We start from the raw sequence: 16,920 nt of genomic DNA, 5'->3' as shown, positions 1-16,920 counted from the left end.
AAATATGTACGGATCAATTAAAGAACACCTACAAAAAGAACTAGCTGAAATCAAAGAAGCTGGGTTATATAAAAAAGAAAGAATTATTACATCGCCACAAGACGCGGTTATTACTTTAGACGATGGGTCTGAAGTAATCAACTTTTGTGCAAATAATTACTTAGGACTTTCTTCTCATCCAGAAGTGATCAAAGCAGCAAAAGATACTTTAGACTCTCATGGTTTTGGGATGAGCTCGGTACGTTTTATTTGTGGTACTCAGGATATTCACAAAGAACTAGAGCAAAAGTTAGCTGACTTTTATGGTTGTGAGGATACTATTTTGTACGCAGCCTGTTTTGATGCAAATGCAGGTGTTTTTGAACCATTGTTAACTAAAGAGGACGCTATCATTTCAGATTCATTGAATCATGCTTCCATTATCGATGGGGTAAGATTGTGTAAAGCCGCAAGATATCGATATGCTAGTGCAGACATGGTAGATCTTGAAAAGCAATTACAACAAGCAAATGAAGATGGTGCTCGTTATAAATTGATTGTAACTGATGGTGTTTTCTCTATGGATGGATTATTAGCTCCGTTAGATAAAATTTGTGATCTAGCAGATAAATACGATGCTCTAGTCATGGTAGATGAATGTCATGCTGCTGGATTTTTAGGGGATACAGGTCGTGGAACATTAGAAGCAAAAGGAGTTCTAGGAAGAGTAGATATCGTTACAGGAACTTTAGGAAAAGCTCTAGGAGGAGCTATGGGCGGCTATACTTGCGCAAATAAAGAGGTAATTGAAATTTTAAGACAGCGTTCAAGACCTTACCTATTTAGTAACTCACTTGCACCTTCTATAGTAGGAGCTTCAATAAAAGCGCTAGAGTTGATTGATGAGAGTACTGCACTAATCGATAAAGTTCAATCAAACACTGCTTTTTTCAAAAAAGGGATGCAGGATTTAGGTTTTGATATTGTGGACGGAGAAAGCGCTATTGTACCAGTGATGTTGTACGACGCAAAGCTCTCCCAACAAATGGCTGATATGCTTTTGGAAGAAGGTATTTACGTAATAGGGTTTTTCTATCCTGTGGTTCCTAAGGAAAAAGCAAGAATAAGAGTACAATTGAGTGCCGCGCATTCCCAAAAACATTTAGAAAAAGCTATTAGTTCTTTTGAAAAAGTTGGAAAATCTCTAGGTGTTATCTAAAATTAACAAATAATAAACAGTAATCAGCTTATTTTTAGACAAATTTATTGCAAAGACGCTTGTACAAGACAAGTAACCGTTTAATTTTGCAATGTTGTTAAATAAAAACCCCAACATGAAAAATATTTTTAAATTATTAGTTGCTGGAGCAATCTTACTTTCTGCCAGCACGAGTTACGCACAAAATGAAAGCGATCGCTGGAGTTTTGCAATAGGTATTAATGCAATCGATCTTTATCCGGTAGGAGAAGAAGATAATGGTCTAGGAGGCTATTTCGATGAATTTTTTAATACAAGTCATTACAACGTATTACCAGCACCTTCTAGATTTGAAGTAGGATACTACGTAGGCGATGGTATCGTTGCAACTGGTGCATTTTCGGTAAACTCAATTGATACTGTAGGAGATACAAGTATTACTGAGATTTCTTACTATTCATTTGACGGTGGATTGAGATATAACCTAGCTGAGCTTTGGAACGGCGAGATTGTCAGTCCTTATCTAGGTGTAGGTGGATCTTACCAAATTTTAGATAATGATGGATTTGGTACTTTTAATGGTACTTTAGGTTTAGATGTTAAAATAGTAGATGGTATTTACGCAAATGTACAGTCTACTTACAAGCATGCTTTTGAAGATGCGTTTCCTAAGCATTTTCAACACACAGTAGGAGTGAAGTTTACTTGGGGTGCTGTTGATACTGACGGAGATGGTATTGTAGATTCAAAAGATGAGTGTCCTACAGTTGCTGGTTTAGAGCAATTTAATGGATGTCCAGATTCTGACATGGATGGTATTCAAGACTCTAAAGATGATTGTCCAAACGTATTTGGTCCTGCTGAAACTAATGGATGTCCTGATTCTGATGGAGATAGTGTATTAGATAAAGACGATAAGTGCCCACAAACTGCAGGTTTAGTAGCTCTTATGGGTTGTCCTGATGCGGATAACGATGGTGTTGCTGATGCTGATGATAAATGTCCTAATGAAGCAGGTCCTGCTTCAAGACAAGGTTGTCCTGTAAAAGATAGAGATAATGATGGTATAGAAGATGCTATGGATAAGTGTCCAGATGTTGCAGGTATTGCAGAATTACAAGGTTGTCCTAGACCGGTAGTTCCAACTGTAGAGGTGCAAGCGCAATTGAATGAATATGCTAAGACTATCTTATTTGATACAAATAAAGATTCCATTCAAAAAGAATCTGAAGAAGTTCTTGCTGACATTATTGCAATATTAAAGAAATACCCAGAAGCTAAGTTTGAGGTAGACGGTCACACGGATAGTGATGGACCTAAGCAATTCAATCAAAGACTTTCTGAAGCACGCGCACTTTCTGTAAAAAATTACTTAGTAGCTAATGGAGTTAACGAATTCCGTTTAAGCTCTAAAGGTTTTGGAGAAACTCAACCAGTAGCTTCTAATAAAACTAGAGCTGGAAAAGCGCAAAACAGACGTGTAGAGATCAATCTTATCAAGTAATTGATTTATTACATATAGTCTAACTATAATTAAACCGCTCCTTTTTGAGGAGCGGTTTTTTTATGCCCTGTTTTTTACAGTTTATTTGATTTAGGAGTATCATTTAAAGAATATTATACAATCAGTCCATTAAACCCATATCGCTTCTGATAATATGGATTGTATATTGCCCTAGCTTAAATCTTTAAATGCTCAATACATCAAGATATGTATTGAGACTTGAAGATGAAACGTAGAGAACTTTAAATACCATTTAGAATTTATGTTTACAATTTGATTTCTTATCGCAGAACGTATAAGGACTATATAGATTGATAAAAACTTGCTATCATGTTACATGGCCTTTAAACTGTTAGCGTACAAACGTTGGAGTTTATGTTTGAACTTCATATAAATCAGGACTATCATAATCACTAGTCAGTTTTCATTGCTGGTTTGAAATGTTTATGATCATTTTGCTTAACAACTTTCCGATCAAATTAATCTTTTAAACCTGATAACAATTTAATCCTTTTGCAAGGTGTAAAAAGCCTATTAATAAACTATTATTGAGGCGTTGTAATCAACAGTTCTTGATTTGAAAGGATTGCTTTTGTCTAAGTAAATAGTTTTTAAATTATTACTGCTTTAGTATTTATAATAGGAACTTGAGGAATTGTTATAATCAGTTAGTGGTGTCCTATAATTACTGTAGGGAATCTATCTGTTATGCTTTTAAAAAATGTGTATTCATAAAAAAGCCTCTCTATTCATTTAAGAATAGAGAGGCTTTTAAGAGTTCCGCTTTCGCGAAAGCGGAATAGTAATATATCCTAAAAAATTAGTTGCTAGTTAAAGAGATATTATCTAGCTCATAAGTTCCATCAGTTCCTGCATCACCACTACCTATATATCTAAAAGCAATAGCTCCAGTCCCAGTTACACAGTCTAGAGATACATTTTCTGAAAACACCCAGTTACCAAAAGCTTCACTATCACTTACTACAACAGGATCTGCCATAGGCTCCCAAGATGCGGTTGCTATTCCAGCAGTTGTTCCATCCCAGTCGTTGCTAAAAAGTACTTCCATAGATGAACCATCAGCGAAACTATTAGAAGTTTCAAAAGAGAATACTTCTCCCGTTTGTGCGTCAAAATCAAATTGAGGAGTAATTAACCAAGCTACTGTGCTTGCGTCTCCAGATCTAAAAGAACCACAATTAACACTTTTTCCTAGAGAGGCATTTGCTCCCGTAGCAGTATAAACTTCCCATGTCTCAGTACCTTCTTCTTGAAAGTTAGTCCATCCTGCTGGCATTGCTGCTGCACCTGTAGATTGAGTTTCAAAGTTTTCAAAAAGAAGTGTGTTTGTTCCTGCGTTTGCAACAGTTCCACATGCAACTATATCAAAATTACATCTTGTATTAGGGTCAAAGTTAAAATCTTCTGGAGAGTTAACGGAAAGAACAAAAAAGTCATCTCTAAAATCTCTTTGTAGGATTGCAGTAATAGAACCGCTACCATTAGGTAATCTTAGTGCTTTGAAGTCTGAGAATGTACTTGTTTCTAACCTAATAGGCGCTGCAAAAAAGTCTCCACAAGTTTGTATAAAACGTACCCCATCAAATTGGTCTGTAGGTTCAGCTGCAAAGGTTCTATTAGCAGAAATATCACCATCTGTAAATTGAGCCTCAGGTAATTGAATTAATGTCAACAGCTTCGCCGTAGTAAATTCCGAAGGGCCAGTAACTGGTGTCGGCACAATATCAAAAATCTCACTATCTCTTAAGATAACTTCAGTTTGTTGTGAGGGAGCAATTTTTTCTATAACACCGCTACCATTTAGACCTAAAACAGGTACGCCGTTAGAAAGTCCTGCAGTAAGACCGTCTAGTTTTACATATATGCGCTGTCCTGGAGCATAAGTCGTAAATAAAGGGCTATTATCGATTAACACTTTTATTCCAGCTGTAGGATTTTGAATTGCGTCTTGAATAATTAATTCTTCAAAGAAATTACCGGCCTCATCACTTGATATAACATAACCTTCTATAAATTGCTCATTATTTTCAAATGTAACAGTGCCAGTTTGAGACTGTCCTATAAGGCCAATTACCGCGCTCATGTCTATTAAGTTTGCTGGAGCCTCTATATCTACCGCAGCTGTATCTGGAATGCTGAAGTCGTCGTCTTCAACACAAGAGAAAGTAATTACTGTTAAAACAGCAATTGCAAAAAGTTTGTGGAAATTTTTCATTGTTTTATTATTAAATAAATTCATCATTACTTATTAAAATCTTAAATATACGTTTAGGTAATAGGTTGTTCCATTACCAAAGAAGTAGCGTGGTGCAAAGACTTCTTGTGGGTTGTTAGCATCATCTCTAACAGATCTAAAGTTTGAATTACGGGATTGTTCAAATCCTCCAGTTTTGTACTTTACATCAAATACATTATTTATAGTCGCAAAAAATCCGATATACTTATCGTCTATTCTCCACGATTTACCACCTATTACGTTCCATAACATGTAATTATCAAATTGTTCTTGTCTAAGAAGATCATCTGCTACTTCTTGATCAAAATCATTGAATTCAATGCCGTCGTAATCTTGTCTAAAGTTAGCACTTCTTCTTAAGTTACTCACATCTAAGTAAGCATTTGCAAAATAGTTTGCAGTAACACCTATGTTCCAATATTCTGGATCTCTATATTCAAAACCAATTTGTAGTGCTGTTTCTGGTCCGCCAGCAACGTGATAATCTTTAATACTAGTTGTTCCGTCACCAAATCTAAGTTGACCTGTGAAATCATCACTAGTCAAATAGAGATCAGGATTATTAGTAAATACATTCTGACCTATTGCAGCAGCACCTTTTAATTTAATTGTTGGAGTAACTTGTACCTCAAGTCCTAATTCCATACCCATATTACGACGCTCTATGTTAGTTACCACTTCTTGTACAAAAGCATTTCCGTTTTCTCTAAAAAATCTAGTTCCACCTTCCACGCCTGCTGTTGTTAATCCTTCCGTAAAGTAAAAACCTACGTCTGTACCATTTGTAAACTGCGTATAGTAACCAGTAAGCCTCGCTTTTATAATAGGTGTAGTATAGATGTAACTCAAGTCACCGCTATAAGATTTTTGAGACTCTAATCCCACTATGGTTTCATTATTTTGTCTAGCATTACTAAAAGAGTTTCTTATAGTAGGTGCTTGAGAAATATAAGCTGCATTAACGTCAATAAACTGCTGACCAGAAATTTTGTAAGTGGCACCACCCTTAACACCAAAGTCTGTAAATTCTAACTTTTTACTCTTACCAAAAGACTGCGCTCCTGGAAAGTTCCCGTTTTCATATTTACCATCTCTTTGATATTCAGTTCTTGTTACGCTTCCAGCTACAAAGAAATCTACTTTCTTAGTTTTGAATTGTGTTTGTGCAAATGCGGCTAGCACATCAGCATTGATGTCATAATTGTATTTGTAACGATCGCCTACTCCTACTATTCTATTAGGAGTTCTTATGTTAGATTGAGCTGCGTCATCAATACTTACTTCACTAGATTCTTCTGCAAAGAAATCTACATCGAGAAATCCAGTTCCACCAAGAAGATCGTTAACCATCGCATAGTTTTCACTATTTAGATTACGATACCTTATACCACCGTTAAATATTATATTATCGGTCAAGTCAGCCGTTATGATAGTGTTTACCATTAATTGTTGATCATCAATACGGTCTTCTTGAATGGCATACAAAGAGTTTCCACCATTTTCACGTAAGGATCTATTAGCTTCATAAAGACTGTTCCAATCCAGTTGTCCATCGTTAATAAATTCTTGTTGCGCCTGGTAAGCATATTGAAAATCAATAGGGTCCTGCCCGTTTCTTAGGAAAAAACTAGGAAGATTTTGATAGTAATCTGGATTTGGGTTTCTAGCTCCACCTACGTAAGCATTTTGCCCATCTAAAGTAACTAACCTTGTACCACCATTATCTATACGAGTGTTTCCTATTTTACCAAATTGATACCCTAGGTTTGTGTTGATTTTCAATTTACTGTTCACTGTCCAGTAATGATTCAACATAAAAATAGGTTCATCTATTTCTCTAATTCTACTGTTGCGCACAACATTATCCTGCATTCCCCAAAACGGATTATATTTTCTTCCTTTAAGATCTTCGATTTCTTGAGTGATTGCAGTACGTCGACCACGTCTGTTAGGAGTATAAAGTCCTGTAAAGTTAATAGAGTGCGAATCGTTTAATTTTTTCTCTACAGAAAGCCCTAACGAGTTGGCATCATATAAAGTACCATCCACATATCCTTCATCTCCTGATCTTCTTGATGCATTAACAGCAAAAGACCATCCATTATTTAATAAACCAGAACGGTGAGATACCATATAGCGACCTTGATAACTTCTATTTGCACTAGCGAAGGATATTTGAGTTCCTGCACGTTGTTGAGAAGCTCTCATGTCTATACTTTGTACACCTGCATAACCACCGAAACTATTGTCTGCAGCGCTGAGTCCCATCGTAAAGTTTTGATTACGTTGTAAGTCATTTACTCCACCCCAGTTGCTCCATTGCGGTCTTCCAGAAAATTGTTTGTTCATTTCAATTCCATTGATAAGAACTTTTCCATCTTCACTGTTAAGACCTCTAGGTCTAAAGAAGGTTGCACTAAAATCAAAAGCGGCAGCTCTTAAAAATTGATCTCTTGAAGCTTGTAAAAGTCCAGAGACATTATTTGCTGCATTCTCATCGTCTGCTAGATCATTTTCTGTTAAAGAAATAATTCCTTGTGACTGCGTAATGTCAGAATTGTCTAATTGTAAATAGATTGGATCTAAATTTACAACTCCTAACGCGTCTATAACGACTGGAATTGTTTTAGTATAATAACCACTTCTACTTACAGTAATCATTTGATCACCTACAGGAATTGCTCCAGTTACTACAAAGTATCCATTGGCATCAGTTGAAGCGTTAAACTTTAATCCCTTTACACTAATTGTTACGCCGGGAATTGGTTCCTCAGTGTTGTCATCGATAACTCTACCTTTAAGCAGTTCTTGTGCCATACCAAAACTGGATACCAGCATAAAAACAACTAAAAGAAGTTTGCTAAATTGTTTGTTTATCATTTGTTAATATTAAGATTTCGTTATGAAAAGCGGGCAAAACTACGATTTTCTATTCAGTTGCGTACCTTTGGCGCGCAAATTGTATAAGAGTTTACAATAAGATAACTTTTGACACCCTATAAAAAATGATTAAAAAACTATTAATGAGTGCTTTATGTGTTTTCGCTTTCGCGAAAGCGTCACAAGCACAAACCGCAAAAAAATCAAAACAATACAAGGTAAAAACGGTTGCCTTCTATAATTTAGAGAATCTTTTTGACATCGAAGACGACACTTCTATATATGACGAAAGAAGTCCTATCATGGAAATGGCCGAAGGTGTAAGAGCTGATGTTTATCAGAAAAAACTAACTTCTATGGCTCGTGTGATACGCAAAATAGGAGCTGAAACTTCTCAAACTGCTCCATCCATTATCGGAGTTTGTGAAGTCGAAAACAGAAAAGTTCTTGAAGATCTTGTAAATCATCCTTTACTTATTGAATATGATTACGGAATTGAACATTATGATTCACCAGATGAACGTGGGATAGATACTGGACTTTTGTACAAAAAAAGTGATTTTAAAGTGTTAAACAGTGATAGTAAAGAATTAATCATTTACAATCAAAGTACTGGAAAACGCAACTACACACGTGATCAGCTAGTAGTAACTGGTGAATTAGATGGTGATAAAATGAGTTTTATAGTAAATCACTGGCCATCACGTGGTGGCGGAGAGCTAAAAAGTCGTCCAGGGAGAATAGCTGCTGCGAAGTTGAATCAAAAGGTAATCGATTCCTTACACAGTATAGATGCGATGTCTAAGGTTTTTGTAATGGGAGATTTAAATGATTATCCTTCAGATGAGAGTGTAAAGGTTGCTCTAAACGCACAAGAAGATCGATCCAAAGTAAGACCTCAAATGATTTATAATCCATACATGCAAATGGGCAAAGACGGCTTTGGTACGACAGCTTATCGTGACGCAGTTGGAATATTTGATCAAATAATGTTCACCTATCCGTTGTTAAATGAAGCAAAGCGAGATGGATATCGTTATTATAATGCACATATTTTTAACCCTAGCTTTATGACTAACAAAGCAGGAAGATATAAAGGTTATCCACTGCGTAGTTTTGCCGACGGTACTTTTACCGGCGGTTTCAGTGATCACTTCCCAGTGTATGTATACTTAGTTAAAGAAATAAAAAATAACGGTGATAAATAAATTTACCACTGTAGTGAAATAGAAAAAGCACCTTGAAAAAGGTGCTTTTTTATGCTTGTAAGTGAATGGTGTTATTTAGAAATGTTTAGAAGCAGATTATATTCATTGTAATAATTAATTGAACAATCTAATCTGATAACTCCATTTTTAAGCTTTATTCCTTGCAATTAAGGTTTTAAAATAAAAGCATCTTTATACTCTTCTTTTATTTTTATTAAAGCTCTGTCTGCTTCTAATCTACTTCGATAAGTACCTACCCATATTTTGTGATAAGGAGATTCCCACTTCAATTCAGATTTCCAAGGCAAATCTAAAAGGTCATATTTTTGTTTGGTTGCAATTGCTTTATCTCGTTCACCATAAAATAATTGAATGGTATATCTATCCTTAAAATCACCAGTCTTATCCATAGCGATTTTAGTAGAGACCAATTCGTCTATTTTTTGTTTATTAACAGGTGTTGTTTCTTGTGCAAAACCTTGTGATACAATTAACAAGAGGGCTGTTGTCGATAATAAATTTTTTAAGTGTTTCATAGTCATAGCGGTAAATAGGGAAGTTTTGCTTCTGTGAGGAAAAACTATTTAGAATTATTATAAATTATTTTCTATGTGATTGTCAAGAGCAAAAATAAATGTTTTATGACCTATTTTTGCACTCGCATTTACGATTCGGTAAAATACTGTAATTATCGTGCCAAAGTTATTGTAATATTCATTAAACAAGATGATAAATAGGAGATTACATTTTTCCGCAGGGCAATTTTTGCTAGCCTTCTTGTTCGTAACGCTATCGTCAATAGCAGTTTACGGTCAAGATGCTACCACCTCAGATGGTGTGCCAGCGGCACCTGTAGAAGCAAGTAGTGGCGGCGATGCCGCGTTAGGAGAAGCTCTTTTTAAAGCAAATTGTGCTTCATGTCACAAGCTTTATAAAAAAGCTGTTGGTCCTGCACTTTTTCAAGTAAGTCAAAAGTACGAACGTGAATGGTTGTACAAATGGATTAAAAACTCAGCTAAGCTAATTGCATCTGGCGATGCTCAAGCTGTTGCAGTTTATAATGAGTATGGTCAGCAAAACATGAACTCTTTTGAACAGTTAAGCAATGTTGATATTGATAATATACTTGCTTACACTGATACTGAAAAGCCTGCACCGGTTGTTGCCGCGGCAGGAGCTGAAGGTGGAGCGGTTGCCGGTTCTGGCGATAATACTATGACTAATAATATAATCCTTGGAGCTCTTGCGATTGTTCTTCTTTTACTTGTAGTGTTACTTGTAGTTGTGAACAAGACATTAAAAAGATTTGCAGACGCAAATGGGATTCAAACAGAATTTGAAATTGAAGAAGAGCGCACTCCTATCTGGAAAGCTTTTGTTCAGAATCAATTTTTAGTTCTTGTTTCTTCTATCTTTTTATTGTTGGCAAGTGCTTATTTTGCGTACGGTGCTCTTATGAGTGTAGGTGTTGATCAAGGTTATGCACCTTTACAACCTATTCACTATTCTCACAGAATTCATGCTGGTACTAGTCAAATAGACTGTAAATATTGTCACTCTAGTGCTAGAGAGTCTAAACACTCTGGTATTCCTTCACTTAATGTTTGTATGAACTGTCACAAGTCTATTGGAGAAGTGGCTCAGTCTACTTATCAAGAAGGTATGGAAGAGTATGGTATAGATTACAATAAAGAGATTCAAAAATTATATGCTGCTACTGGTTGGGATAGTGACGAGCAGAAATTTGTTGGTGAGGAAAAGCCAGTTAGATGGGTGCGTATTCATAATTTGCCAGATCTAGCTTACTTTAACCATGCACAACACGTTACTGCTGGTAATATAGCATGTCAGACTTGCCACGGTCCTGTCGAGGAAATGGAGATCATGTATCAATATTCTCCATTAACTATGGGCTGGTGTATCAATTGTCACCGTGAAACTAATGTAGATTTACAAGGCAATGGTTATTATGAACAAATTCACAAAGAACTTTCTGAAGCTCGTGGTGGTCGTCAATTGACTATTGCAGACTTAGGAGGACTTGAATGTGGTAAATGCCACTACTAATAAAATAGTTTTAGAGATTTATGGCTACTACTAAGAAATACTGGAAAAGCACTGCTCAGCTAGATGATAGCAATCGGATCGTTAAAGATTTAGAGCAAAATGAGTTTGTTAGCTCTATTCCTACAGATGAGTTTTTAGGGAATGATCAAGCGATGGAGGAGTCAAACACTACTCGTAGAGATTTCTTGAAATACGTTGGTTTTAGTACCGCAGCAGCTTCGCTTGCGGCGTGCGAAGGACCGGTGATTTATTCGGTTCCTTATGTGAACCAACCAGAACAGATTATACCTGGGATGGCTAACTATTATGCAACGACTATTGCAAATGGTTATGACTATGCTAGTGTTTTAGTTAAAACGAGAGAAGGTAGGCCCATTAAAATTGAAAGTAACAGAGATGCTGCTTTCAGAGGTGATGCAAATGCTCGCGCTCACGCTTCTGTTTTGTCTTTATACGATAATAATCGTTTAAAAGCACCTCTTGTAAAAGGTAAAGAGTCTACTTGGGAAGAATTAGATAAACAAGTTGCTTCTCAGTTAGCATCGCTTAACGGTAAAGAGTTAGTGATTTTAGCTCAAACATATACAAGTCCTTCTTTTAATAGGATTGCTGAGCAATTAAAGGCTAGATATACTAATGTAAGAGTGGTAACCTACGACACTGTCAGTGAAGACGCTTCTCTTAACGCATTTGAATCAAAGTATGGTGTTCGTGGTCTAGCAGATTATGATTTTACAGACGCTGAAACTATAGTAAGTGTAGGTGCTGACTTTGTAGGTGACTGGCAGGGTGGAGGATTTGATAAAGGTTATTCTTCTTCTAGAGTTCCTAAGAATGGTAAAATGTCGCACCATGTTCAGTACGAGTCTAATATGACTTTATCTGGTGCAAACGCTGATAAAAGATACCCTATAACTCCTACGGAGCAGAAACATATTCTTGCTGCTCTTTATAGTAAAATAGTAGGTGGTTCAGCGAGTGTGAAGTTGTCTGACAAGGTGGCAAAATCTGTTGAACAAACTGCAATTAGTTTAAAAAGAGCTGGTTCAAAAGGTGTGTTGCTTTGCGGCATTCCAGATCAAGGTGCTCAACAATTAACTCTTGCTATTAATGAAGCTTTATCTTCAACTATAGTTGATACTAAAGCTCCGATTTTAACACGTCAGGGTGACCGTGCTGGTTTTGACAAACTAGTAGGTGATATGAACAATGGTAGTGTAGGTGCTATATTTATCGCAGGCGTTGATCCTATATATAGTTATAGTAATAGTGACGCTTTCGCGAAAGCGTTACAAAAAGTAGCACTTAAAGTTTCTTTTGCAAGCTCGTTAAATGCGACAGCTGAGAAATGTGATTATGTTGCTACAACTCCTCACTTCTTAGAGTCATGGGGTGATACAGAAATTAAGAAAGGTCATGTGTTTTTAACACAGCCTACTATAAGACCGATATTCAAGACACGTCAGTTACAAGAAACCTTGTTGAAGTGGTCAGGTAGTTCTCAAACATATAAAGATTTCCTTAAGGAAACAGCTGCTGCTTCAGGAGCTTCTTGGAACAAGTCTTTACAAGATGGTTTCTATCATACATCTTCAGTAGAAGAAAATTCTACTGACATGAATGTGGAAGGGCAAAGCAATACTGCTGCGCTAAATGCAATGGCAAATGCTAAAAAACCTTCAGGTTTTGAATTGACATTATACACGAAGACAGGTTTAGGTGATGGAACTATGGCAAACAATCCTTGGTTACAAGAATTGCCTGATCCTATTACTAGAACGACTTGGGATAATTATGTAACTATTTCTCAAGCTGACGCAGAGTCTCTAGGAGTTGTTAATGAAAACGTAGCAAACGGTGCTTTGGATGGTTCGTATGTTGTGGTAACAATGGATGGTGTGGAGCGTAAGTTACCAGCATTAATCCAGCCAGGACAAGCCGTTGGAACAATTGGTATTGCATTAGGATACGGTCAAACGGCTGCTATCCAAGAAGAGATGCAAACCGGTGTTAATGCATATCCATTCTACAAAAATGGTAGCTCTATTCAATCAGTTTCTATAAAAGATGCTGGAGGTAATCATGAGTTTGCCTGTACACAATTACAAAATACAATGATGGGTCGCGATATTATTCGTGAAACTGATTTGGCTACATATAGAACTGGAGATAAGGATAAGTTTAATCCAGTTCCTGAGGTTTCTTTAAATCACATAGAAACTCCGGTGACTTCACCAGATGTCGATCTTTGGGATAGTTTTGATAGATCGGTAGGTCATCATTTTAATATGTCTATAGATCTTAATGCATGTACTGGTTGTGGCGCTTGTGTTATAGCTTGTCATGCAGAGAACAATGTTCCTGTAGTAGGAAAAATGGAAGTGAGAAAATCTCGTGATATGCACTGGTTGCGTATCGATAGATATTACTCTTCTGAAGATAGTTTTGAAGCTGATGAGGCTAAAAAAGATGGTTTCGATGGTTTATTTGGAGATAATGGCTCATTAGGAGGTTTTGGTGAGTTGGAAAACCCAGCAGATAATCCACAAGTTGCTTTCCAGCCTATAATGTGTCAGCACTGTAATCATGCGCCTTGTGAGACAGTATGTCCTGTGGCAGCTTCTTCACACGGTCGTCAAGGTCAAAACCATATGGCTTATAACCGTTGTGTAGGTACTCGTTACTGTGCAAACAACTGTCCTTATAAAGTTCGTCGTTTCAACTGGTTCTTATATAACGGAAACGATGAATTTGACTACCACATGAATAACGACTTAGGTAGAATGGTAATCAATCCAGATGTAACTGTAAGATCTCGTGGTGTGATGGAAAAATGTTCTATGTGTATTCAAATGACACAAATGACAATTCTTGAAGCTAAGAAAGACGGTCGTATGATTAAAGATGGTGAGTTTGCGACAGCATGTTCAAATGCATGTTCAAACGGCGCCATTAAATTCGGAGATATTAACGATAAGGACTCTGAAATATTTAAAGTAAAACAACAAGACCGTATGTATCACCTATTAGAGGAAGTGGGAACTGAGCCTAATGTGATGTATCAGGTTAAAGTGAGAAACGTATAATTAACAAGGAAAACTAATCAAGACATTATGGCTCATTATGAAGCGTCCATAAGAAGACCTCTCGTTACTGGAGATAAAACATATTCTGATGTAACAAGAGACATTGTAGCGCCAGTAGAAGGTGTTGCAAATAAGCAATGGTGGATTGTGTTTACAATCGCCCTTATTGCCTTTCTTTATGGATTAGGATGTATTACATATACAATTTCGACTGGTATCGGAGTTTGGGGATTGAACAAAACCATTGGATGGGCTTGGGATATTACAAACTTTGTTTGGTGGGTAGGTATTGGTCACGCAGGAACATTAATTTCTGCAGTACTGTTATTATTCCGTCAAAAATGGAGAATGGCGATCAACCGTTCTGCAGAGGCGATGACTATTTTCTCGGTTATTCAAGCAGGTTTATTCCCTATTATTCACATGGGACGTCCTTGGTTAGCTTACTGGGTTTTGCCTATTCCTAATCAGTTTGGTTCTTTGTGGGTTAACTTTAACTCACCATTACTCTGGGACGTATTTGCAATTTCGACTTACCTATCGGTTTCATTAGTATTCTGGTGGACTGGTTTGCTTCCAGATTTTGCCATGATACGTGATAGAGCTATAACTCCATTTAACAAGAAGATTTACGGTATTTTATCTTTTGGATGGTCTGGTCGCGCAAAGGACTGGCAACGTTTTGAAGAGGTTTCCTTGGTTCTTGCAGGACTAGCAACACCGTTAGTACTTTCTGTACACACGATTGTATCCTTTGACTTTGCAACTTCTGTTATTCCGGGATGGCATACGACGATTTTCCCTCCTTATTTCGTAGCAGGAGCAATCTTCTCTGGTTTTGCGATGGTAAACACGCTTCTTATTATTATGAGAAAGGTTGTGAGTCTTGAAAACTATATTACTATTCAGCATATTGAGCTGATGAATATCGTAATCATGATTACAGGTTCCATAGTTGGTGTGGCTTATATCACAGAGCTTTTTGTAGCTTGGTATTCTGGAGTAGAATATGAACAATATGCATTTTTAAATCGTGCTACTGGACCTTATTGGTGGGCTTACTGGGCGATGATGACCTGTAATGTTTTCTCACCACAATTTATGTGGTTCAAAAAACTTAGAACTAGTATCATGTTCTCTTTTGCAATTTCGATTGTAGTAAATATCGGAATGTGGTTTGAGCGTTTTGTAATTATTGTAACATCTTTACATAGAGATTACCTTCCATCTTCATGGACAATGTTTTCACCTACTTTTGTTGACATTGGAATTTTCATCGGTACGATAGGTTTCTTCTTTGTATTATTCTTATTATATTCTAGAACTTTCCCTGTAATTGCTCAGGCAGAAGTGAAGTCTATCTTAAAGACTAGTGGAAGTAAGTACAAGAAATTGAGAGAGGATAAGATGACGTCTAACGCTGCTGGAGCTTCATCTGGAGATCCTATTGCACACCCTAACGAGTAGAACTTAGATATTATGTCAACAAAAATTATACATGCTTTTTATACTGATGATGATGTTTTGCTAAGTGCAGTGAAACAAGTTAGAGAAAAGCGCTATCATATAGAAGAGGTATTTACGCCATTTCCAGTACACGGTCTTGAAAAAGCTATGGGAATTGCAGACACTCGTCTTGCCATCAACGCGTTCCTTTATGGAATAGTTGGTCTTTGTGTTGCAACTGCTATGATGAATTACATTATGATTGAGGATTGGCCTCAGGATATAGGTGGTAAGCCTAGTTTTTCTTATTTAGAAAACATGCCGGCTTTTGTACCTATTATGTTTGAGCTTACCGTATTTTTTGCAGCTCACTTGATGGTTATTACTTTCTATATGAGGAGTAGATTATGGCCATTTAAAAAAGCCGAAAACCCTGATGTGCGTACTACAGATGATCACTTTTTAATGGAAGTAGATACTCATGGAGCTGATATCGATGAAGCGACTAAGTTTCTTTATGATACTGGTGCAGTAGAAATCAAATTAATTGACAAAGAAGAACACTAATGAGAAGATATTTTAAATTGTTCTTATACACATTTGCCACAGTACTTTTAGTTTCTTGTGGTTCGGATAATACGGCAGATACCGCTTCAAATAGAAGTGTACAGTATTTTCCTAATATGTATGAATCTGTAGGATATGAAACCTACCAAGAAGGTGATATATTTCCTGATAACGTAGAGGCTCAAAAGCCAGTTGAAGGATCGGTTTCAAGAGGATGGTTACCTTACGATTATGAGGATAATAATGAAGGTTACGCTTCCGCGAAAGCGAACTTGCAAAATCCACTTCCTTATACCGAAGAAAACCTAACTAATGGTGAAGCATTGTATAATATTTATTGTGCTATTTGTCATGGTAATAAAGGTAATGGTCAAGGTCATTTAATGAAGACGGAAAAGATCCTCGGTGTACCAAGTTATGATGCTAGAGAAATTACTCAAGGTTCTATCTATCACGTAATGTATTACGGAATCAACTACATGGGTTCTTATGCTTCACAAACTTCCGAAGAGGAGAGATGGCAAATTGCTCATCACGTGGACGCTTTGACTCGTGAACTTAAAGGTGAGCCTGCTCGTGAATATGAAACAGCACATGCTATGAATTCTAATGTAGATCACAATGACAGCATGGATCATACATCAGAAGATGACCACAACAGTGAATCACATCAAACAGATGCTGATTCTACAGAAAATGAACCAACAACAGATGGCAATTAAGCCATA

General features: G+C 36.7%; 11 protein-coding genes. 8 read left to right on the top strand and 3 right to left on the bottom strand.

The annotated features are described in order from the left end of the window. The first annotated feature begins 4 nt into the window (after positions 1 to 4). On the top strand, positions 5 to 1,198 hold the full coding sequence (gene kbl / locus DDD_RS05185; protein WP_015361724.1) for a glycine C-acetyltransferase: 1,194 nt from the start codon (positions 5 to 7) through the stop codon (positions 1,196 to 1,198). Positions 1,199 to 1,313: 115 nt separating this feature from the next. After that, entirely contained in the window at positions 1,314 to 2,681 is a 1,368-nt protein-coding gene (locus DDD_RS05180) for an OmpA family protein (RefSeq protein WP_015361723.1), read from the top strand. A gap of 820 nt (positions 2,682 to 3,501) precedes the next feature. On the opposite strand, the gene DDD_RS05175 is transcribed toward DDD_RS05180, so the two are convergent. Together DDD_RS05175 and DDD_RS05170 are read right to left on the bottom strand one after the other, a co-directional pair. Beyond that, on the bottom strand, positions 3,502 to 4,917 hold the full coding sequence (locus DDD_RS05175) for a DUF5689 domain-containing protein (protein ID WP_201764103.1): 1,416 nt from the start codon (positions 4,915 to 4,917) through the stop codon (positions 3,502 to 3,504). A gap of 33 nt (positions 4,918 to 4,950) precedes the next feature. Then, positions 4,951 to 7,818: a TonB-dependent receptor gene (locus DDD_RS05170; RefSeq protein WP_015361719.1), complete on the bottom strand. Its 2,868-nt coding sequence runs from the start codon at positions 7,816 to 7,818 to the stop codon at positions 4,951 to 4,953. Positions 7,819 to 7,943: 125 nt separating this feature from the next. Between DDD_RS05170 and DDD_RS05165 the strand changes: the two genes are divergently transcribed. Continuing rightward, a complete protein-coding gene (locus tag DDD_RS05165) occupies positions 7,944 to 9,026 on the top strand; it encodes an endonuclease/exonuclease/phosphatase family protein (RefSeq protein WP_236613398.1) in 1,083 nt (360 codons plus the stop codon). A 167-nt stretch (positions 9,027 to 9,193) separates the two neighbouring features. On the opposite strand, the gene DDD_RS05160 is transcribed toward DDD_RS05165, so the two are convergent. After that, a complete protein-coding gene (locus tag DDD_RS05160; RefSeq protein WP_083892376.1) occupies positions 9,194 to 9,562 on the bottom strand; it encodes an SPOR domain-containing protein in 369 nt (122 codons plus the stop codon). A gap of 190 nt (positions 9,563 to 9,752) precedes the next feature. Between DDD_RS05160 and DDD_RS05155 the strand changes: the two genes are divergently transcribed. Genes DDD_RS05155 through DDD_RS05135 form a run of 5 tightly spaced genes read left to right on the top strand, consistent with a single transcriptional unit; the run spans position 9,753 to position 16,914 of the window. Next, positions 9,753 to 11,093, top strand: a complete 1,341-nt coding sequence (locus tag DDD_RS05155) for a c-type cytochrome (RefSeq protein ID WP_041566946.1) — start codon at positions 9,753 to 9,755, stop codon at positions 11,091 to 11,093. A 20-nt stretch (positions 11,094 to 11,113) separates the two neighbouring features. Further along, complete coding sequence (locus DDD_RS05150) at positions 11,114 to 14,179, top strand: TAT-variant-translocated molybdopterin oxidoreductase (protein ID WP_015361714.1); 3,066 nt, start codon at positions 11,114 to 11,116, stop codon at positions 14,177 to 14,179. Positions 14,180 to 14,206: 27 nt separating this feature from the next. Further along, complete coding sequence (gene nrfD / locus DDD_RS05145) at positions 14,207 to 15,646, top strand: NrfD/PsrC family molybdoenzyme membrane anchor subunit (RefSeq protein WP_015361713.1); 1,440 nt, start codon at positions 14,207 to 14,209, stop codon at positions 15,644 to 15,646. A 12-nt stretch (positions 15,647 to 15,658) separates the two neighbouring features. After that, a complete protein-coding gene (locus DDD_RS05140) occupies positions 15,659 to 16,192 on the top strand; it encodes a DUF3341 domain-containing protein (protein WP_015361712.1) in 534 nt (177 codons plus the stop codon). Beyond that, entirely contained in the window at positions 16,192 to 16,914 is a 723-nt protein-coding gene (locus tag DDD_RS05135; protein WP_041566945.1) for a c-type cytochrome, read from the top strand. The genes DDD_RS05140 and DDD_RS05135 overlap by 1 nt, the downstream gene beginning before the upstream one ends. The last annotated feature ends 6 nt before the right edge of the window (positions 16,915 to 16,920 follow it).

The organism is Nonlabens dokdonensis DSW-6, from assembly GCF_000332115.1.
GTDB classification, from domain to species: Bacteria; Bacteroidota; Bacteroidia; order Flavobacteriales; family Flavobacteriaceae; genus Nonlabens; species Nonlabens dokdonensis.
The sequence above is the reverse complement of the archived record's forward strand: the minus strand, read 5'-3'. Positions and strand labels throughout refer to the sequence as shown.